The organism is Pseudoalteromonas luteoviolacea, assembly GCF_021654285.1.
GTDB lineage: Bacteria > Pseudomonadota > Gammaproteobacteria > Enterobacterales > Alteromonadaceae > Pseudoalteromonas > Pseudoalteromonas luteoviolacea_J.
Window position 1 is genome coordinate 30636 of sequence record NZ_JAKFZS010000026.1, and the last position, 21214, is coordinate 51849.

At 38.7% G+C, this 21214-nt stretch carries 23 protein-coding genes; 5 read left to right on the plus strand and 18 right to left on the minus strand.

The annotated features are described in order from the left end of the window. Positions 1-107: 107 nt before the first annotated feature. From L1077_RS20605 to L1077_RS20640, 9 genes are all read right to left on the minus strand, one after another. Complete coding sequence (locus L1077_RS20605; RefSeq protein WP_237138788.1) at positions 108-2000, minus strand: S9 family peptidase; 1893 nt, start codon at positions 1998-2000, stop codon at positions 108-110. Between the two features lie 270 nt (positions 2001-2270). Beyond that, on the minus strand, positions 2271-3098 hold the full coding sequence (locus L1077_RS20610; RefSeq protein WP_237138789.1) for a MerR family transcriptional regulator: 828 nt from the start codon (positions 3096-3098) through the stop codon (positions 2271-2273). A gap of 129 nt (positions 3099-3227) precedes the next feature. Beyond that, positions 3228-4586: an alpha/beta hydrolase gene (locus tag L1077_RS20615; RefSeq protein WP_237138790.1), complete on the minus strand. Its 1359-nt coding sequence runs from the start codon at positions 4584-4586 to the stop codon at positions 3228-3230. A gap of 224 nt (positions 4587-4810) precedes the next feature. Then, the gene (locus L1077_RS20620) at positions 4811-5005 is read right to left on the minus strand and encodes a hypothetical protein (protein WP_237138791.1); all 195 of its coding nucleotides are present in this window, start codon (positions 5003-5005) and stop codon (positions 4811-4813) included. A gap of 38 nt (positions 5006-5043) precedes the next feature. Next, complete coding sequence (locus L1077_RS20625; RefSeq protein ID WP_237138793.1) at positions 5044-5259, minus strand: hypothetical protein; 216 nt, start codon at positions 5257-5259, stop codon at positions 5044-5046. A 153-nt stretch (positions 5260-5412) separates the two neighbouring features. Continuing rightward, positions 5413-5823: a DUF2809 domain-containing protein gene (locus L1077_RS20630; RefSeq protein ID WP_237138794.1), complete on the minus strand. Its 411-nt coding sequence runs from the start codon at positions 5821-5823 to the stop codon at positions 5413-5415. Between the two features lie 91 nt (positions 5824-5914). After that, on the minus strand, positions 5915-6319 hold the full coding sequence (locus L1077_RS27640) for a hypothetical protein (protein WP_343222262.1): 405 nt from the start codon (positions 6317-6319) through the stop codon (positions 5915-5917). Next, positions 6316-6786: an alpha/beta fold hydrolase gene (locus L1077_RS27645; RefSeq protein ID WP_343222263.1), complete on the minus strand. Its 471-nt coding sequence runs from the start codon at positions 6784-6786 to the stop codon at positions 6316-6318. Before L1077_RS27645 ends, L1077_RS27640 begins: the two co-directional genes overlap by 4 nt. Before the next feature lie 184 nt (positions 6787-6970). Further along, positions 6971-7336: a Fis family transcriptional regulator gene (locus L1077_RS20640; RefSeq protein ID WP_237138795.1), complete on the minus strand. Its 366-nt coding sequence runs from the start codon at positions 7334-7336 to the stop codon at positions 6971-6973. A 461-nt stretch (positions 7337-7797) separates the two neighbouring features. Between L1077_RS20640 and L1077_RS20645 the strand changes: the two genes are divergently transcribed. Then, positions 7798-8274: a hypothetical protein gene (locus L1077_RS20645; RefSeq protein ID WP_237138796.1), complete on the plus strand. Its 477-nt coding sequence runs from the start codon at positions 7798-7800 to the stop codon at positions 8272-8274. Between the two features lie 256 nt (positions 8275-8530). Here L1077_RS20645 and L1077_RS20650 read toward each other — a convergent pair whose 3' ends face one another. The 6 genes from L1077_RS20650 to L1077_RS20675 all read right to left on the minus strand — a co-directional run bounded on the left by L1077_RS20650 (position 8531) and on the right by L1077_RS20675 (position 13953). After that, a complete protein-coding gene (locus L1077_RS20650; RefSeq protein ID WP_237138797.1) occupies positions 8531-9208 on the minus strand; it encodes a hypothetical protein in 678 nt (225 codons plus the stop codon). After that, positions 9205-9672 carry an alpha/beta hydrolase gene (locus tag L1077_RS20655; RefSeq protein WP_237138799.1) on the minus strand — a complete coding sequence of 156 codons (468 nt, stop codon included), beginning with the start codon at positions 9670-9672 and terminating at the stop codon, positions 9205-9207. Before L1077_RS20655 ends, L1077_RS20650 begins: the two co-directional genes overlap by 4 nt. A 450-nt stretch (positions 9673-10122) precedes the next feature. Then, positions 10123-11046, minus strand: coding sequence for a hypothetical protein (locus tag L1077_RS20660; protein WP_237138800.1), 924 nt, complete (start codon positions 11044-11046; stop codon positions 10123-10125). Positions 11047-11511: 465 nt separating this feature from the next. Then, complete coding sequence (locus L1077_RS20665; protein ID WP_237138801.1) at positions 11512-12081, minus strand: hypothetical protein; 570 nt, start codon at positions 12079-12081, stop codon at positions 11512-11514. Between the two features lie 80 nt (positions 12082-12161). After that, positions 12162-12923 (minus strand): ribonuclease H1 domain-containing protein, encoded by a 762-nt coding sequence (locus L1077_RS20670; protein ID WP_237138802.1) that lies wholly within the window; start codon positions 12921-12923, stop codon positions 12162-12164. Between the two features lie 184 nt (positions 12924-13107). Next, positions 13108-13953, minus strand: coding sequence for a hypothetical protein (locus L1077_RS20675; protein ID WP_237138803.1), 846 nt, complete (start codon positions 13951-13953; stop codon positions 13108-13110). Between the two features lie 697 nt (positions 13954-14650). On the opposite strand from L1077_RS20675, the gene L1077_RS20680 reads away from it, so the two are divergent. Continuing rightward, a complete protein-coding gene (locus tag L1077_RS20680) occupies positions 14651-14824 on the plus strand; it encodes a hypothetical protein (protein WP_155732025.1) in 174 nt (57 codons plus the stop codon). A gap of 109 nt (positions 14825-14933) precedes the next feature. Here the strand turns inward: L1077_RS20680 and L1077_RS20685 are convergent, their stop codons facing one another. After that, positions 14934-15284, minus strand: a complete 351-nt coding sequence (locus L1077_RS20685) for a hypothetical protein (protein WP_237138804.1) — start codon at positions 15282-15284, stop codon at positions 14934-14936. Between the two features lie 202 nt (positions 15285-15486). Between L1077_RS20685 and L1077_RS20690 the strand changes: the two genes are divergently transcribed. Next, positions 15487-16785 carry an amidohydrolase gene (locus L1077_RS20690; protein ID WP_237138805.1) on the plus strand — a complete coding sequence of 433 codons (1299 nt, stop codon included), beginning with the start codon at positions 15487-15489 and terminating at the stop codon, positions 16783-16785. Positions 16786-16870: 85 nt separating this feature from the next. On the opposite strand, the gene L1077_RS20695 is transcribed toward L1077_RS20690, so the two are convergent. Then, on the minus strand, positions 16871-17656 hold the full coding sequence (locus tag L1077_RS20695; protein WP_237138806.1) for an ion transporter: 786 nt from the start codon (positions 17654-17656) through the stop codon (positions 16871-16873). Positions 17657-18122: 466 nt separating this feature from the next. Between L1077_RS20695 and L1077_RS20700 the strand changes: the two genes are divergently transcribed. Next, a complete protein-coding gene (locus tag L1077_RS20700) occupies positions 18123-18329 on the plus strand; it encodes a hypothetical protein (RefSeq protein ID WP_063364119.1) in 207 nt (68 codons plus the stop codon). 708 nt (positions 18330-19037) lie between these two features. Here the strand turns inward: L1077_RS20700 and L1077_RS20705 are convergent. After that, positions 19038-19286 carry a hypothetical protein gene (locus L1077_RS20705; protein WP_237138807.1) on the minus strand — a complete coding sequence of 83 codons (249 nt, stop codon included), beginning with the start codon at positions 19284-19286 and terminating at the stop codon, positions 19038-19040. A gap of 366 nt (positions 19287-19652) precedes the next feature. Here L1077_RS20705 and L1077_RS20710 point away from each other — a divergent pair, with 366 nt between their 5' ends. Next, complete coding sequence (locus L1077_RS20710; protein WP_237138808.1) at positions 19653-20804, plus strand: tetratricopeptide repeat protein; 1152 nt, start codon at positions 19653-19655, stop codon at positions 20802-20804. The last annotated feature ends 410 nt before the right edge of the window (positions 20805-21214 follow it).

Below are 21214 nucleotides of genomic sequence, written 5' to 3' on the forward strand. Positions count from 1 at the left end.
ACTCGATTTTATTGCTTTAAAAGCATTATCAAAGCAATAAAAAATGCCTGAGCACAGGTTTGTACTCAGGCATCAAAACGTTTAATACAAACTAACTTGTTGCTAGTTTATAGTGTGTCTTCTAACCATTTGAAGAACTCACGTTGCCATACAATGCCGTTTTGCGGCGTCAATACCCAGTGATTCTCTTCAGGGAAGTATAAGAAACGGCTCTCTAAACCACGTAATTTTGCAGCTTGAAACGCCTGAATACCTTGGCCTAATGGTACACGGTAGTCTTTACCACCATGGATCACAAACATAGGTGCATCCCACTTATCTACATAATTAATTGGGTTGAACTCATTATATGTTTGGTTAATAGACGCATTGCCTTGCTCCCAATATGGACCACCAAATTCATGGTTTACGAAGAATAGCTCTTCCGTTGTGCCGTACATGCTGCGTAAATCGAAGATACCACAATGCGAGATAAAGGTTTTAAAGCGACCATCATGGTTGCCCGCTAAATAAAATGCAGAGTAACCACCAAAGCTTGCGCCGATTGCGCCAATACGCTTTTTATCAACGTAAGATGCTTTTGACACATCATCAATGGCATCAAGGTAGTCTTGCATTGCCTTACCACCCCAATCTTGCGTAATGTCTTCATTCCACTTAACACCATGACCTGGCATACCGCGGCGATTTGGTGCCACAACGATATACCCTTGTGATGCCATTACTTGGAAGTTCCAGCGGAACGAATAAAACTGTGAAAGCGCAGACTGAGGGCCGCCCTGTAAATAAAGTAGTGTTGGGTACTTTTTATTTTCATCAAAATTAGGCGGATAAATCACCCAAGTTAGCATTTCTTGACCGTCTTTTGTCGTCACCATACGCTTCTTAACGGTTGGTAAGTCAAGGCCTGCATAAAATGCGTCATTGACTTTGGTCAGTGCTGTTAGGTTTTTCTTGCGTAGGTCAAAGCGGAAAATTTCTGATGCGCGGTTCATGCTGCTGCGCGTCACGACTAAGTGCTTATCCATTGCCGCGACAATACCATTCACATCAAACTGGCCTTTCGTTAGCTGTTTGATCTTTGGCTTAGTACTGACTGATACTTGGAATAATTGGATTGTGCCATCGGTTGGCGCAACAAAGTAAATACGCTTGCCATCTGGGCTCCATTTGAAGCTATTTACCGTGCCATCCCACTGCTCAGTCAAATTAACTTCTTTGTTTTTGATGCGTACTATAATGTCGTTTTTATCCGCTTCATACCCTGGCACGTCCATTTGAAGCCACGCTAGATTTCCTTTTGACGAAAACGCAGGGCTCTTATCATAACCTAGGTTGCTTTCGGTGATATTGGTGGTTTTTTTACTCGCTAGGTTATAACGATAAATGTCGGTGTTGGTACTGGTAACATACTCTGTCCCTGTCAGCTTTTTACTTACATAGTAAATGTTCTCGCCTTTAGGGCCCCAAATGTAATCACTTGAGCCACCAAATGGAGAGGTTGGGCTTGAGTAAGGCTTACCTTCCATGATGTCGACTTTCTTTTCAGTCGCTAAATCTTGATAGAAAACGTGCTTAAAGCCACCATCATTCCACGTATCCCAATGGCGATAATTTAGATCATCGAATACATAAGCATTCGCTTGAGACAAGTCTTTATGTCTATGACTTGCTAAAACCGACTCGATATTCACCTTTTTATGGAATAGCTTTTTAGTGCCATCAGGAGAGATATTGCTATCAATTAATAAGCCTTGATAGGCTTCTAATAGCTGTGCACTCCCACCTTTAACAGGCACCTGATATACCTTGCTGGCAAAATCATTATTTGCCACGCTCGGGGTCGTTACGCTGTAAATGACATGGGTTTTATCTTTATTTAATCCCAACGCAGTAACACGTTTAACTTCCCACAGTTTTTCAGGGGTCATCACATCTTGTGCTGACACACCTGCGCTTACTGCAAGCCCCAAGCTTGCAGAAATAAGAATTCGCAACATAGCGAAATGCCTCCAAAAATAAAAACCCGTCTAGACTACATAAAACGGTCATAACTTAAAAGGAATCAAGGTGATTAACTGGTCACACCTATATTTTGACTGAGTTTGAAGTACTAAATTTATGAAGCAGTATGAATTTAAACAAGAAATAAGGGCATCACTGATAATGCCCTTAGGGGAAGTAATTTGGTTTGTTTTGATTTATTAATATGTTTGGGGTGATGACACCATCACCTATTTATGCTGCATATGTGGAAGTTAGCCCTCTATTTAGCAGTTACCTAACCCCAAGTTTTTAAACTTGTCGCTGTTGCCTTTTAATGTGTTATCAGCAAAGTGCAGCATGGCTTTGTGTAAATGACTTGCCATTCCTATGCTGTAATGCTCATACATGTCTCGAGCAATATCATTCGACACAACTGAGTCGGCATGTTCCACGTACCCCTCGTAACTTACTCCTTTAAAATCAGCACCACCACCCTCTAACGTAGAGGTAAGCCGGTTGGTTATCGCAAAATGCCGTTCAACTGAAGCTTGCACCTCCTTGCTGTGGACTGGCAAACTTAGCAATGGTTTATAATTTTCAACCCACTCATCAAAACAACGCTGCTCAAACTCAGCCTCTTCGTTACTTAAGTGCTGCAAAGATAAATAAAACTCATCTAAAGTTCCACTTTCTGTAATCTGCGCAATCATCTCTTTCCAACGCTCTACTTTTTCTGAAGGTAAATCTTTAAATAAGATATCTAAGTTCTTTTCACCATTTAATATGCTCATTGAATTCTCCAAACTGTTGATAATTAACTGTGTTTTTTCTTGTCGTTTCAACAGCATACTTTTTTGGTCTTTTAGAACTTGCAATAAGTCAAAATCCGTTGCGTTTAAAATGCTTTGTATTTCTTCAAGGCTAAACTCAAGCTCTTTATACACAATAATTTGCTGTAACTTGATCAAGTGAGTTTGCGTATACTCACGATAACCATTTGCTCCTCGAAGCGATTTTAACAAGCCAATTTTGTCATAATGGTGCAGCGTACGAACACTCACCCCAGCAAGTTTGCTCAATTGACTTACGCTATAACGTTTTGCTTTATTCAACTCTAAATCCTTTAGTTACTACTGAAAGACAAATTAATCGTTAACTATCACCTAACGTGAGGGTCAAGCATTTTGTAGAATTTTTTTAATGAACGTATATTTTGATAACACTCAGTTCAAGCTTGAAGTTTAAAGTTCACATATTTCAGAGACTTTATTTTTAGATACAAATTGTGACGCCAACTGAGTAAAACATTCAGGCGCGACCATAGGTAAAATATGCGCAGCATTCTTAACAGTAGCAAACTGAACATCACCTAGATTTTCAAGGTGCTTTGAATGTAATTGGGCTGCTTCATAAGGTGTATTGGGATCTAGCGTACCCTGCACAATCAAGGTTCTCGGGAGCTGCTTTGGTAACTGCCCGAAGTATTTATCACGTGGGTATAATGGCGCAGGCACATCTACCAACAGTCGAGGTAAGTGACTAGTAAATAGCGCACCTTCTGCCTCTTTGCTCACTATTTCCTTAGTTAAATTAGCCCTACTGTTATTTTCAGAGCTTGTGATCAACATGGAAAGAGGTAAAGAAGGAGCCGCTGTTGGGTAAGCTGAAATAATATCGCCTTGCTTGTCTTTAAGTGATTGCAGAGTTTGCTTGAGCAGTGACGTATCACCCGCTGTTATTTGCTCAATTAAATCTGGGATCTGGTTTCGTAAGTCATGATAGTTAAGCAATGAAGCCATGAAAAAACGAATATCTCCTCCCTTGAGCACTGACTGCCACACTTTATTATCTGACGCTAGTAATGTTTCAAACTGCTTTTCTTGTTTATCTGTCAGTAGCTTACGCCCTACATTATCAACAACTCTGGTGCGATGGCTGATCTCCCATTCAGTATCACCTTCTTTTGGTACAAGTCCATCTAAAATAATACCGTCTAACTTTGGTGAAGCCACTTGCATAAGGCGTAACGTCAATTGCGTACCATAAGATACACCGTATACATATACTTCTTTATCAGCGCGGTACTTTTCGATTAAGCCTGCCAGATCCTTAGCAGCATGAGTGATTGTAAACGCCTGTGTTCTTGATGAATTAGCATATAAAGAACCTATGCAGAGCCCCCACTCTGTATTACCCAGTGAATAACCCGCTTCACTACTTGCTGACTCCTGAGCTGGGCAAAGTCGACTAGACTCACCTGTGCCTCGATGATCCGGCACAATAATGTCATACCCTTTAAATGCTTCCCGAAATACGGATAAAAATGGAGTGAACCCTGCCCCTGCTTCACCTGGCCCGCCATGTATAAGCCACACTTGCCCACGAGACTGTTTAGCATCTTTTGTAGGAAATTGACGAATAGCTAGCTCGATTTGGTCTAGATCTGGATTTGCATAATCAAGTGGCGCCTTTGTTTTGGCGCATTTGGATGCCTCAAAGCCTGATACATTGATTGCAACGTCACATGCGCCAAATATAGTCGCTTGCGCCGATAAAGAAAAAACACCCGCTGAAAATAGTGATAAGATTTTTAGTTTCAATATGACTACTCCCTAGATAAATCTTCAACATATTGTTTTGTTATTTATATCATCACTATTATTGCACGAACCTACTTGTTAACCAAAAGCTATTACAACAACCGTGATTTTTACAATTCATTCAAAATGAAGTATCAAAATCACGAGTTAATAAATAACGTAAAGAAGTACAAACAGAAGAGAACAGGATGCCGCTGAAAAGTAATAAGATATCGAATTGTCTTTTAAAACAGTCCGTGCATCATTGCGCCAATACCCAGCAGAGTCATGCTGGTCCCAACCAAATATAAAGGGGCTTTGTAACCGAGTGCCGCTTCGCTCTTAATGAGCCTAGGGAACAAACTTCCTCTGGTATACAGTAAGATCACAGCACCACTAACAAACAAGATCAAACCATCGATAGTACTCGAAAAATCCATAGCGCCCTCCAATCGCATTTGAAATAAATACGGTAATCCTAAATTTGATGCTTTGCATGGTATATAGCTACGCCACCTGCAACACCAATAGCGACACCCGCACCAATAGGGATCCCAATATAAGCGAGTAAACCAAATGGCATCCCTATCGCCAATCCAATAATGCATCCAATACTGCTACCTAAAGCGACGCCCTTGCCAATATAATATGCCTGGGTATGTTTAGTTCGCTCATTACCCGATTGTGCACTCATGAGAAAATCCTAATTAAGTGTTACTGATTGGCTACACTGTATTGTCACCATATTTAGTGCAATGTTGTCAACGAGGTTTAAAGCACAGCTTTAAATCAAAGTAACAAATAGATATAGTAAATAGTTCGATGAATATTACATGAAAAAAAGTTACTACTTTTTCTTCTGGTTCAACAATGTATGTTTAATAAACACACCAAACCCAATACCAAGTGTATATGCTGCCAGATCGCTCACTTTAAAACCAAATCCAAACACCAAGGCGCCAAGTTTGGTATGCCTTATTGTGTTTAACCAGTCACCTTGATAAAGCTGAGAGAACTCAATCGAATAAGCAAACAATAATGCGATCATAGCTAACTGCACTGTCGTAAACTTAGGCTTTAATGAGCATATTAACCAAAACACCATTAGCGCCCACAAAAAATCCCCAAGGTAAAGATGGACCCACTGAGGAAAATCCACCATGCTCGATCTGGTTACAAGCCCAAGTGACATAGTTAATATAGTTAAAACTAAATAAAGCCCATGCAACTTAACTTTTTGCGCTGTTTTAAACTCCATTTTTTATTTAATCCCCTGATTTCTATACTGCTAATTCAGATTCCAGGACATGATTATACCACTATCAATTTCACAAGGCGCACCATAAAAATCACGGTTCGGAGTGTTTAACTAACCAATCTAAACATATTTGCCAAAGCACTTCTGATCTACGGCTGAAAAACTTCATATGGCCAATTTCTTTCAAACCAAACTCTTTGGGGTTTAAAGTTAAAGTTTCTGCTTTCATGTTAGGACTCACAGACATCATGTCCCGCACATTTTTATCATTTGCAATAAAATCATCCACGGCATTCACCCACAAAGCGGGCAACGTCAGCTCTGAAAAGTAGTGCTTGTCTATGGTTTTACCAAATGCGGTTTTCACATAGCCTTTTCCGTTACACCAAGCACGCCACTGTTTTGATACAGCTGAAGGCAACGCCTCTCCCATGCCAAACCATTGAGACTTTGTATGACCAAAAAGTAAATTAGAAAACGGAATAAACACGTTCATAAAAAATGTGACTTAACTTGATCCCGCAACTTCATATTAAGCAACCGACCCGATGAGCTCGCAACATTAAACATTGATTTAAGCTTCAATGCGTTAGATGCCAAACCAATTAACTGTCCACCGGCACTGTGGCCAATTAAATGATAATTGGAGTCGGGAAATTCAGATATCAGCGCGGCAATGGCGGCTTGCTGATCCAGCTGACCCCAACTTTGTAATGTCGCGTCATGGTCACTGACATCGCCTTGTAAAGATTGCCCAATTCCACGGTTATCATAGGTTAAAACGCCATAGCCATTGGCAGCCAAAAATTCTGCAAATGCGGTATAAAACTGTCGCTTTATTCCAGTAGCAGGACCAATTAGAGCGGCTCCTCTCAATGTACCTTTGGGTAAAAACACAGTTGCGGAAAGTCGGTATTTATCCTCACAGTGTACTGTGATTTCTCGACATACAATATATGGCATAGTTGCAATAAATGAAGGGATATATGCTTATAGCTTACAACTGGTATAACCAGCTGGCAAGCTACGAAGATCCAAATTAGAGTTTCAACTCTAGAATGTAAGGTTAATAAGATACTAACATGAAAATAGGTATTTTTTTAAAAGACTGACAATCGTTTGAGTAAGCATAAAAGTCCACTCTCGGTCAAACATGACGTGCGTGCTGCACACCATCCAACCGTTTACTCCAATTGCCATTGTGCTCAGCGTTACATGCCTCTTCGGTATCAAATAAAATGCGCTTTGTAACACCTTTAATCTTGATGTTGTGTTCTATTAACTTGCGCTCAATCGCCGACTTAAACCCTGCACCTTTATCGTCGCCCATTGCCAAGTTTAAGCTCTCTTGATTATCAAAAATACATACAACTGTTAAGCTGCCGGGAAAATTTTGATAATTAACCACATGCGTTAACCACTCAAACCCTTTATACACTTTCAAAGCATCCTCACACGCTTCTGTCAAAGCAGCAACAATGTCCTTTTCTAATTTTTTATCTGATTTGCGCATAATCTTGGATCAACCTCTAAAACACAGCCGAAGCATTAAACACTATGGAGGCTAATTATCGAACTGATATAAAACAAACTGGCGACATCTTAGCGCCGTTTAATCTGAATGTTAAGTGCTTCCTCTCTCACCCAGCTATGCAAGCCCTCCTTATAACATGCTCAATTTTTCAACTTCTTTATAAATAGATGCAAGATTGCTATTTCTCAGTTAAATCAGAAGTCACACATTTGTCATAGCAGCAACAAAATAAAGCCCAATCATTTAGGCAAATATTCTCAAGCACGAATGCTCTATTATCATCAATCCCGGCTTTTGATAAATATCATCTACAAATACCACCCCACACAATTAACAAACACTTAATAAAACATAAACCCAATTAAAACATTCCGTGGGTACTATTTTTCCGTCAACAGGCGATAAATCATAAACTCACTAAATTTAATAAGGATAAAAAAATGAAAAAATTACTTGCTGCACTTGCCCTAACGGCTCTATCTACCTCAGCAATGGCAACAACTGCGACAATTTACTCGTATGACCAAGTATTAAACGCACCTGAAGTTGCAGACCCTACTATATACGCACATGTTGATGTGGTTAAAATGGTGGCAGTTTCTGACTTCGATTTTGATAACAATAATGCGTTATTAATCCCTGGTGTACAGTATGATGAGCACGGCTTCATTTATTATACAGGCGAAGGAAGTCAACCTCGTGAAGTTTTATCTGGTGAAGTTGTACTTAATCTAGAGTGTAACTTTAGTAAAGAACCTGAGCGTGCTGGCTTTAAAGGTATGGCATCTATTGCTATTACATTAGAGCCTGGTGCTGAATATGAGCTTTATGCTGTGCATGATTCAAAAGCAATGGGATGGTTTGGCGCGCCAAAAACAAACTTTTACCGCTGTGTACCGGGTATTAGAAAGCGCTAATTTCACATAAGCCCTGTTGAATAAACTATGAATAAAAGGGAAAGTAATTATTTTCTTTCCCTTTACCAAGCAGGTGCAGTGACCTAAATAAACGACTCAAAACCATCAATATAAGATGGAAAGTAAAATCGACTGGTTATTATTTATACGACTAGTTAAATAGACTACTCAGCCTACCCGCTAAAAATATGCGTTGTCAGTATGCTCCGACTTTAAAGTGTTCAAGGAGCACACTGTGAAATAAACAAACCGATATTTACAACTTTGCTTTTAGCTCTTTAATTTTTGCAGCAAACTTATCAGTCTCACCATAACCGGTTTCTTGTGAAAGTGTATAAGCTTGCTCATATACTTTTATGGCTTCTTTCACTTTTTTATTTTTTTCTAGCGCTTCAGCTAACCATACATAATTTTGTGGGTATTTATTCATGATATAAGCTTCAGCATTACGCCTAAACACCGTGACAGCACCTGTATAGTTTTCTTGCTTCATCAGCTCTAGGGCCAAAGGCACATATATTTCTTGAGGCTGCTTCGCTGCTTGACCGTATTTTTTCATAATGCCAGCTTCATGGGCTAAGAACTTCTCACTGCTAAAGTCATCCATAATCGCCTGAGGAAGTCTCATATCTGAAAAGATAAATTTAAGCGCAAAATAGTTGTTAAGCAACGGTGCCGACATATGCCCTTCATCATCAAACTCTTCATGCTTCCAACGAACACCTTTGGGTGTTGTAGTTTCAAGCTCTTTGACAAATCGCTTCAACGAATGACGATTACCATCTTCTTTTCCAACACCAAAGTACAATGCTTTATCTAACGTATCAGAAGCGCTTAAAAATGCTTTAAAGTCTTTCACTGGCTCTTCTTTATTCCACCAAAATGCGGGACCCATCACTATGTAGGCATCAAATAAATCTGGCGACTCCATCAATTATAAGCGGCAAACAATCCGGCTAGGGAATGACCTTCTAACACACTAAAATCATTTGTTCTATATGTATTATTGATATAAGGAATGAGTTCTTTGCTCAAAAAATTTAAAAAAACCTTCGCTCCGCCACTCTCCTCAACACCAGCCATTTTGGTTGGGCTGAAATCCTTCATTCGGTTTTCACTTTTGATCCCAACAATAATACTGGGCGGCATGCTACCAACGCGTGTTAAAACATCAACACTCCCCACTACATGTTTCAAATTTTGAACACCGTCCAGTAGGTAGATCACGGGATAAGCGGCTTTTGAAGCGTCATACCCATCCGGCAGAGATACCACTATTGTTCTCTGCTCTTTTAGTATCTTTGATTCAAATTCAAAGCTTTTTGCAATACTGACTTGCGATTGTGCATGTACGCTAAACTGCAACAATAGCAAAAAGATAAGGGCCACTCTAATCACTCTATATATCTCCTTGATTTATTTTTATTATTCCACCGTACCAATAAAGCCAAGTTGATAAGCTACTTAGTCCATTTTCATAAGTCCCACTACTCACTTTTTTGTATGAATCCAATAGAAAAACAATGAGCTTTAATTACAGTTACTTACTTCTTTGATTTATCAAGTTTAATGAATATTTGGAGTATAGAGTCTAACTGCATGATAAAGTTCATTAAAAAATACAACAAACTAAATTTCAATTCAAAAAGCATATCAGGGTTATTTTTTGCCAAATGAACTCGTAAAAAAATTAAAGAAGAGGCACACTACAAACTATCCATAAAATGAAAATAAAATAGTGATGATTACCTGCATTTTGATGTATAAAATGCTGCGATAAGAATCAAAGTTCCGCTAAGTTATCACGGAAAGTGACCTACCTTTTCCGTGACCCTATATTTAGCTCTATTACCGGTTAAAATAAGCCTCTTTCAACTCAGTGATAATTTGCGTACTGGCCCAATAAATATTTGATACATCATCTGGCTCGTTATATCTGGCAAAAAACAAATACTGACCATCTGGCGATACTCTTGCCACTGTTTCTGAGTAAGGTGTATTGATACTCGTACCTAAATTAATAGGTTTAGACCAACTACCATCAGCTTCTTTGAAGTAGACAAATAAGTCACTGTCTTTTCTCGCTTTATCGTCACGATGTCTCGCGTTAACCAGCAAGTAATCTTCATTAGGTGATATAAAACCATGTAAACCAAATTCAATGTCCATCGGCTTAGCCCTTAAAAACTGCCCATTTTCTTTTTTTGCGGTATACATTCTGCGCTCTGACATATTGGTAAAGATCATATCGCCATCAATGCCCTGATTAAAATCAGAGAGTCGTCCAGTGTTTAGTGATGATTCAAAACGCTTTGCTTCACTTAGCCCTCCATCTTCTCTGGTAACATACCAAATACCAGATTCATTAGAGCCAGGGCTTCTGCCGGTAAAGTACACTCGTTCTTCATTTAAACTTGCGTAAGGAACGAGCTCATATTCCATCTTTCCATCAGTAAAACTGGCTTCTTTGGGCTTTGTCCAGTACCCGTTCTCGATTTTTGAATACATGATTTTAGGGCTTGTATCCACTCCTGTAATCACATCTAACGCTGTAAAGTACATCTCTTTCAAATCTGGTGAAAAAGAGATACCAAACTCATAACGCCCTTCAATTGACACCGTATTTGCTGCAAATACCTCCGGCGTTAACCCTGGTGTTTGTTGGCCGAACCAATCCCCTTTAAGCGCAGGAAATGATGCAGCTACACTCACATTGCACATCATTGTCGCAGCAACACATATCACTCTTGAGATGGATTTAATTTTATTCATGGTTTTATCCTTTACTTCTTGTCACTCGAAAATCAACTTAGGTTTCCAAGTTTGCTTTGTATATTGTTTTACCACTCTGATCAGTCCCACTCATGCAAGTGTTTACCTACAAACAAAGCAGATTTAATTTTTATTTATTATCAAGCAAGTAGCTTTCAATTCACTGAAGCCAATGTACCAACTTTAATCAGTATGTGGTGTAAACTAATGTAAAACGTGGAAGCGCTTTCACGATGAAAAGGGCATTAATCGATGGCTGGGTCGAGCCCGTCATTGCAGAAGAGGTATGAGACAAAGAGAGTATAAACAAATGTAAAAGTGGTAGACCTGTAACGTATCTACCACATAGTAAAACCAACTTATAAAGCCTAAGCCCTCTTTTTTTAAAATTAGATAAAACGATTTGTTGCCTTGACATTGGTTTATAAAGCTCTTTATAAAACACAATGGTTAAATAGCGGATCATTAAACCTTGTTTAAAATACCCAACACACCAAAAAAAGCAGCAATAGGAACAACTGTTGCGGCATCAATGGCAACGGCAACGGGCGTTACGACGATTTTACCCACTTTAGTAACCCCGCTTTCAGGCGTTTCAATGGCAACATAATGATCATCCGCTAAGGTTTGAAAAGGAAAGTTTCCTTCAACATCATAGCGCTTGCCTTCTAAATTAAACTCAAGTGCTACATTGCCATGCTGATCAAATGGGATGTTATTTACCGCTAGCATTTTCTTATCTGCAACCCTATTGGACACTAATTTAAGTGTGCCGGTTATTTGGTTATTCGTGTCAATTTTGAAATCACTATACGTAGGAATGAATTCAATATGCCTGCTTACTTCTAATGAATTAGTCAGTAAGTCATTAGCATCAAAGACATAGCTGTATTTTGTGCCTGTAATTAGCAATAACTTTTTATCTTTAGCCGCATAAAAACCAGTAATTTTCTCTTGATAGCTGGGTGCCTGCCATAGCTGTGACGTACAGCCAGAGAAAATCACCATTACAAATATAATAAAACTGAATTTCATTGTTCAACATCTCCCTATATTACTTTTATCCGAAAATAGATTGTTTTTATTTAAAGAAATCATTGTATTAAAGACTACGCCTAACCAGCTCGCAAAGCCAATATAGCATCAATATTATCAACGTCTTCAAACTGACGTAGTATCTCGCATTGCCGCTCGATAGCTACGACCGACATCCTGTCAGCAAGTTCATTACCTTCTATGCCAACATGCCCGTTGACGTGATGGATCTTAACCTTACTCGCAATTTTTTGATAAATTTCAAAGGCCGGTTGAATAATATCTAAATTCTTGATCTCACCATCGGACTTGGTCCAACCTTTTTTTTGCCAACCAATGGCCCATTTAGTAATACAATCAATCGCATATTTAGAGTCACAAAATATTCCTACAGTGTGTCCTTGCTCTAGATAATCAAGCGCAACCTCCAGTGCTTGCTTTAACCCTCGTAATTCAGCCGTATTGTTTGTGCCAACAGGCTGATAGAATCCATACCAAAGCTCAGATAATTGATTACTATGATAAATAGCAAGCCCAGTACCCGCTTCCCCTGGGTTCGGATCGCACGCACCATCAGTAAAAATTTTAAATTCATATGGCATAGTATCGATTTGTGCTTGCGTCAACGGCGCTGGTTTTGGGGCTTTACCACCTTTACTTGCCGTACTTTTTTCACCTTGTAAATTAGATTTTTTACCAAACGCGGCTTCAGCTTCTGCTAATGACGGAAAAGACTTAAATCGAGCTCCCGCAAAGCCATCAACCAAAGACTTGCATTGTGCCCATGTCGAAAAAATCCCCGTTTCTCTGCCCTTCCAAACAACATAATATTTTTTAGCCAAACTTTTCTCCTAGCGCTCTTAAGGTGCAGGCTCCATTGTAGAGTATCTCAGCGAAAAAAAATTAATATATGCACGAGTAGATGAAAAAACAGCGAATACTTTAACTATCAGGACAACAATTGCACTAAAATGAATAAAGGCGCTCAATAGGCGCCTTTATTCAACTAACAATATACTATGACTTTTAACGCTTGGGCCTGAGATCATCAATGACTTTGGCATCTACCCACATAATATCCGAATCATCCTCGCTAAATTTCCTGTTGAAGAATAAGTATTTCCCATCAGGAGACACCACAGCGCCTGTATCTGGCCCAGGCGTATTGATTTTCTCTCCTAAGTTTATTGCATCGCTCCATATGCCGTTTTCTAATTGAAAACTCACATACAAGTCAGTCTTACCATAGCCGCCTGCTCTTTCACTGTCCCAAATGATATAGCTTTCATCTGGTGCTACAAATGGATGCGCAGTCCATTTTCCTGAGTTTATCTGCTTGCCAAAGGCTTTTGGTGCCTCACGTTTGCCATCAATCAAACGGGAATATCTAATTGTGCCTTTAACCTCTCGCTCATCAAAAACATACATACCCTTGTCTGATACGCTGATCACCATAATAGGTATCGATTGAAATGCCTTGCCAATACTTTTTGGTTCAGACCATTGATCACCTATGCGGTCACGATAGGTTCTACCTGAGTACATCTTCATACCATCAGCAGAAACAGCGCCGCCAACACCTGCCGGTAACTCTTTTTCATGCCATTTCCCATCAATCAGTTTAAACATCAATTGCGTACTGGTTCGAGCCTCACGATTGTTTCTTGTAAAGTAATATTCAGTCATGTCTGGCGTAAATCTGCCAGTCCAATCTCGATGCTCTTTAGATACAATATCGGGTGCGAATACTTCTGGCGTCTCGCCAGGTGGTGTTTGCCCAAAATAAGGGCCCGTAATATCTTTGGCAAATCCAGTAGCGCTAAATATTAAACCTGATAAAAATAGCGTGATCGAATGAGCGTAGAGCTTCATTGTTTTTTCCTTCTTATTGGCGCAATTCGTTATCTCATCGAGGCCAACTCGATTAAGCTAATTCAGGGTATGCACTTCAAAAAAGATTCGCCTTACGTCTTTATGATTTCTCATTGAATTTTCCTGAAAGTCAGAATCGAACACACACAAAATAATAATAAGCTTTAGTATCAATTGGTTAATGATTTAGAACTGTAATGAGGTGGAAACTAGTATGTTGAATTTTAAAAGCTATTCATACAATTAGACGAGCTCTCTTAGGCCTAACTGGCTTAATTATCTGAGCTTCCTTCCAATAACTTTTGTTATCAAGTCTCCGTGTTTTCGCGAAAAGAAAACCGCTCAAATTAGCAGGATCCACCGCGATTAAACATGAAGCCAGTTAGTTCACTTATTGATTTTTATAAAAATCGCACCACACACGTAATCAATATGCTGAAGCACAGTGCTTAACTTGAGCAATCTGAATGTGTAACAGCACGACACATTATTAAAATAAAAAGTATAAAAAACTGAACTTAGCAACCAATCCAAAACTTTATGCCGATAAAAAATTTATAAAACGCTTGTTTTCACCAAGTTTTATCCTATTTATTGAAGTAAACATAAAATATTTCATTTCATTATTTTTCAATAGCCAAATAACTCAATCGCATTATGATTAATGTGCAATTATTAAACAAAAAAGGAAATTACAATGAAACTATCACTTAATAAAAAAAGTATGAAAAGCCTTACTAAAACAAATAAAAACCTACCACAAGAGCTAACAGACAAAGTTGCTGGCGGTTTCAGAACGGATTGGAGAGACTGTACGGGTACAACTTATGGCTGCCACTCTTTTGGTACTTGCCACTCAAGGCTTTGTTAATAAGTAATCAAAGATAAAAAACGATGCTTACCTTGCCAAAAGCAAAGGTACGCATCGTTCATCAAAGGTACGCATCGTTCATCAAAGGTACGCATCGTTCATATAGTGCTCAGGCTTCAGCTTTACTTTTTTGCTTGATATACCGGATACTTCTAAAAAAGTATAAAGAGGCAAGAATAGTCAGTATGTAATAAGGTACATCAACAGCATAAATAAGATAGCGCTGCGCCCCATCCCCTAATAATATTAGCAAGATTACTTCAAATAATAGCGGTAGAAAAATTGAAAAAGATAAAAACTTACAACCATTTCCTATCGCGATAAAAATATCTGCGCTTTCACCTTGCGCAAAAGATTTTAGCTTTACATATAAGCACCACAAAATACCTGACAAGGTTACTCCTAGCAAAGTATCTAAAGCTGAGAATAGTAAAATATCCATGAGTACAGATCCCATCATAATTTTCCACTGCTTCTAATAAAAACTGACGACAATACAGCTATATAAACAAATTATTCTAACACCATAGAACATTTCGAACGAGAAAAGCCAAAAATAAAAATCAATCCTTTTTACCTAGCTACTCGTCGAATTTAATTCAAAACACCTATTTCTCGTGTTAGATATGCTAAGTGCTAGCAACAAAAATATGAGAAAGGATATGAAGAAAATAACAAATAAAATAGGGCTATCAATTTTGTTGATGAGTTTGAGCTATAACACATTGGCTTCATCAGATCACATCAACCTGCTCAAGCAAGTTGAGTCCAAAGTCATTAATTGGCGGCGAGATATCCACCAAAACCCCGAACTAGGCAACCGTGAAGTGCGCACTGCTGCGCTCGTCGCAAAGCATTTAAAATCTTTAGGGATGCAAGTCGAAACAGACATTGCTTACACTGGCGTCGTCGGTTTTCTAAAAGGCGCAAAGCCAGGGCCAACAGTCATGCTACGTGCAGATATGGATGCGCTCCCTGTGACAGAAAAAACTGATTTGTCCTTTAAATCAACAAAAATGACAAATTATCAAGGCGTTGATGTCGGTATTATGCATGCTTGCGGCCACGATACACATGTCGCAATGTTAATGGGTGCAGCTGAAGTACTCAGCGGTATGCAAAGCGAGCTTGCAGGTAACGTCATGTTCGTCTTTCAACCAGCAGAAGAAGGTGCGCCAGAAGGAGAAGAAGGTGGAGCGGAGCTGATGTTAAAGCAAGGTATATTTGACAGATATCAGCCCGATGTGGCTTTTGGTTTACATATCACATCCAAGCTCAATGTTGGCCAAATCGGCTATCGGAGTGGCCCAACGATGGCCAGTGCCGATAGATTTGAAATTACAGTGACAGGAGAACAAACGCACGGCTCTACACCTTGGGCTGGCGCAGATCCCATTGCGGCCGCCGCTCAAATTGTGTCTGGAGTCAATCATATTGTGAGTCGACAAATTGATATTACCAAAGAGCCTGCAATCGTATCTTTTGGCAAAATCTCAGGTGGTGTACGAAACAATATCATCCCGGAAGAAGTTAATATGATAGGGACAATTCGCAATTTTGATATGGAAAATAGACAGCAGATCTTTGATAAAATAACCCATACCGCAGAGCACACGGCAAAAGCCTCTGGCAATAAGGCCAAAGTCGTGATTAAAGAAGGTTACCCTGTCACTGTGAATGATCCACTGCTGACCGAGAAAATGCTACCATCGCTTGCAAAAGTAGTCGGCGCATCAGGGCTCATCAATATGCCGAAAGTGACTGGCGCCGAAGACTTCTCGTTTTACGCCATGGAGGTACCTGGTTTATTCGTATTTTTGGGAGGAACCCCGAAAGGCACCCATCCTAAAGATGCGCCAAGTAACCACTCGCCTTACTTTTTTGCCGATGAATCAGCGTTTAAATTAGGTACGCGCGCACTCACTGAGTTCACCCTCGATTACTTATCGCAATCAAATTAACCACTTGATATAAAGCGCCGAGTGAGTGCAATAAGGATTTAACTGCACTCACCGTTTTGAACTGCTTTGCTCAGCACAAATTCAATTAACTGTGTTTGTTGTTTTGTAACAACGCATCCAGCTTGGCCTCAAGACGTTGAATGTCCTCTTTTGTTGCAGATGCGCCCTCTTCTTTTTCTTCTTGCTCATGCATAACTTGCATTGCGTCGACAATAATACCAATGAAAAGATTTAGCACCGCAAAACTCGTAAAAACAATAAAGGGAATAAAGAACAACCAAGAATAAGGGAATAGCTCCATTGTGGGCCTTACAATCCCCATTGACCAGCTCTCTAGCGTCATGACCTGAAACAACGTGTACGAAGACGCGCCAATACTCCCAAACCACTCTTGCATATTCGGATCAGGATGCTGACCAAATAGCTTAGTGGTCAATACCGCAGAAACATAAAACACAACCCCTAACACGCCTACAACCGAAGCCATCCCAGGTAACGAATGGCCCAAAGCTCCGATAACTTTTCGCATCTGTGGCACAACAGAGAACAGGCGTAATACTCTGAGAATTCTGAACGCTCGTAGCACTGACAACGCGCCACCAGCAGGTACCCAAGAAATTGCAACAATGATTAAATCAAAGCAATTCCAGCCAGATTTGAAAAACTTCAATCGATAAGCAATTAGCTTTAACACTAACTCAAAAGTGAAAATAAGTAAGATGACAGTGTCAATTTTGTGCAATAGGTCAGCATTGCTTTTGCCAAAAGTGGTGGTTTCTAAGCCTAAGGTAACAGCATTAAACAAAATGACTGCTATCAAAAAGTTTTGGAAAAGCTTTGCTTCAACTAAAGCGGTTATTTTAGACATCATATTTTTAAGCTCGACATAACTAAAGGTTCAATAAAAACAAAGCTGATGATTTTATTTAATTTAGGCTTTGTCAACAATAAAGTCTTGAAAAAAACAGCCTGAGATTTAACCGCATTAAATATTTAATTTTATAGAATCCAGGCATTTACACAATATAAATAAACCGGTAACTTAGGGCCTCCTTATGATACATTACATTAAAACAAAAACACTCAAGTGATAGTAGCGTTAAGCTTTTATGACGTTAATATCTAATGATGTGAGCATGGTAAAGGTATCATTGGGGGCCTATACAGCCAGAAATGACTGAATCGTATTGGTAATGCTATAAGAACTGTTAAATATAAAAATTCTCAGAAAGAAATACCAATTAAATGGGCACTATATTTTTAAAAAACATTTAAAATTAATAAAAACCAAGCAGCAACTAAGTTATAGTTGCAATTATAATTTAAAAGGATTGAATATGAAACTTAGCCTAAATAAAAAAAGCTTTAAATCCCTAAGCCAAGATAATAAGCAGCTTCCAGTTAACGCAACCCCTGAAGTTGGTGGTGGACGCCTTACTGATAATTGCACCAATCACTGTGGCTCTGTCAAAGCACAAACATGTGATACATTGCTATATACAAATAAACAGCAAACAGCCTGCTGTTGGACTGCTATGTGTTAATGTGATTTTATTTAACTAAAATAAATCACGGTGTGATGGTTAACTTCAAAAACCATCACTTTCTTATTTTAATAAAAATAAAATTTAATCACCAAATACTACTAATTTTATAATTACACCTCTAAAAAATAGCACGACTACTGCGCCAGATATCACCACTTGTGCAATACAGCTTTTTATAACCTGGCTCCTAGTCCAATTTGCTTCAATTTTAGTTAAAGTAGCTTCTACAAAGGGTGAAAACGCTCAGCTCTCAGTACGAAAGCTAATATTAACTCAGCAAACGCTTGATACCAAAGGCGTGAATATACTGAGTTGTTCAAACTGGTTTCCTATTTTGTGAGTACTTCTTGTGATCCCCTTTTCGCTGCACGCAGTTTTAAATTTACCTATAGATAGAAACAATGAAAGCACTTGTCAAAACCCTAAAGTAACGAGCAGAAATATTTTGCTCATATTTTTGACTGCTAACTTTACCTAACGACACACTCTCGATAGCAACCAATAAGGCTATAAGCTCATTTGTTAAAACATTGATGTATGTAGGCTTGAAATAAGTAAACAAAACGGTGAGGCTAAATAATGTTCTTATATGAAGATTAAGTTCCTAAATATACACAGCCAAGGAACTTGCAGGTTTAGCGCACCAAGTTTTCTGAAAGTAAACCGTGCTACCTAGGCCGTGTAACCTACTTATTTAGGTTGACTCTAATTAAAGTGTCTTTGGATCTTTAATAAATAATAGCCCCAAGCGCCTACATATGTTGATGGGCAGCTCACATGTCCAGAGTAATACTTAGTGAATGAGTCTGAATTTGGTGGTCTGATATGATCTGGGGCGCCGGTCTCAAATTCATATTTACACAGTGTATATGGAGAACCTGATGCCTGAGCCATTGGTACCAGTGCACTTGCAGAGAGTAAGATAACTGCCATACCCATAAGAGATAACTTCATATTTAATTTCCTTTTGTTTGTATTAAAAATATAAACTAACCGCCAACTGTTCAAAATTACAACAAATATGAATTGATTTATTTTCACTTACTAATAACAAATTGAAATCTCAAGTATTTAGGTTAAAAAATACTCATAGATAACTTATTTTAAAACCCACTGACAACTAAAACTAAAACGGTATTCATGAACAAGCTTTGAATTATATTTATGAAAAGGCAAAACTAAACTCGACAAAACAGTAAAGCCATTCAGCATACTATGGCTACGCAATTTGGTTCTCATATTATTGCGATACTATATTGAAAGCCGCATCAATTCATGTCATAACTAAACCCGTTGTCACAATCGTTAAGGATATTATTTATGACTAAGCACATAACTTTTTTACTTTTTATGGCGCTGATAAGTGGCTGCTCTAGTACAAAAGATACACCTCCTGAAACAATCCCTTTGGTATCTGCGCTGTTTAGTGACGACACATTCGAGCAAGTACTTACGATAAATGAGCAAGAAATATTTACACTTCCCGTCCAAGAACAAGAAAAATTCTTAGATTATTTCAATAACGAACTCATTAAGGGGGTTAGAGAAGATAAGATCATTTTTAATTATCTAAAGCAGCGTATCGACCTATTTACTTACGACGGTGCCACCCTCACGGCAACTGAGTCATTAGAAAGAAATGAAGGTAATTGCATTTCATTAGCCATACTCACTCAAGCATATGCAAAGCTTGCACAAGTGGATACGACATTTATAGAAGTAGGCACCGTCCCTGTATTTAAAAAAAATAACAATACCATCCTCATTTCAAATCATTTTCGTACCAAACTACTCGCGCCAAAATCGACTTCTGACCCAAACACAATTGAAGTCATTAGAGCTGGTACAGTCGTTGATTACTTCCCTGCCCAAGACAGTTTTTTTATCGATAATGCAAACTACAATGATCTTGTTACAAAATTTTATGCAAATAGAGCCGTTGACGCATTATTAGAGGACAACTTCAATCAAAGCTTTAATATGCTCAAGCAAGCATTGAGTTACAAACCTTATGACCCTGAGCTGATAAATATTTCAGCAGTACTACACCGTCGCAGTGGGCAAGAAAGTCATGCTATGAAGATTTATGAATACGCAAAGAACTACAATCTAACTAGTCAAAACTTACTTGCGAATTATCTTTTTATTGCCAAAAATCAGAATAATACTGAGCTTGTTAAGCAGTTGGAGAATTTACTTGATGAAACAGCATTGACGCCATTTGATAAGATCCAAGTTGCTCAAAGATCAGCCCAAAAAGGACGATTTACAAGAGCAATCCAAGAGCTAAAAGAAGTCATCATTGAAACGCCCTACCTCCCTGAACCCTATTTTGAATTAGCCAGAATTTATCATTCAAAAGGGGACATAGAGAAGACCGATAAGCTCCTTGCTTTGGCAGTTGAACGCTCATCTGATCCCAAGAAGCGCTCTCTCTTTCAAGCAAAGCGCGATGCCATACCTAAACGATAGGTATATGTAGCGTTAAGATTACTCGTTGTAGTGGTCAACACTTTTTATCAACTCATCAAAGGCTTTTTTTGTAATTAGGATTAAGCTTAAGAACGTATAGAAGGCAGTTTTATCACCTATTCTTCTATGCCCTTTTCCCTGCTTCTTAGCTCGTTCACAACTGCTTTTGAAACACTCCATACCTCCAAGTAATTCACACCCGTAAAACCCGTATTGCTCATATATGATTTCTAAAAAATGTAATCACTAGAGTAATTTTCTATATAACTAGGATCGAAGTGTTTATATATCTCTGAATTCTGCGGATAATTCAACTGTAGTCTTAATATGAAGCGATTTCTGGGTTACTTATAATCCGCTTACAGTTTGAAGTGCGAGGGTACCAAGCTAGGTTTTGGATGTCACTAATA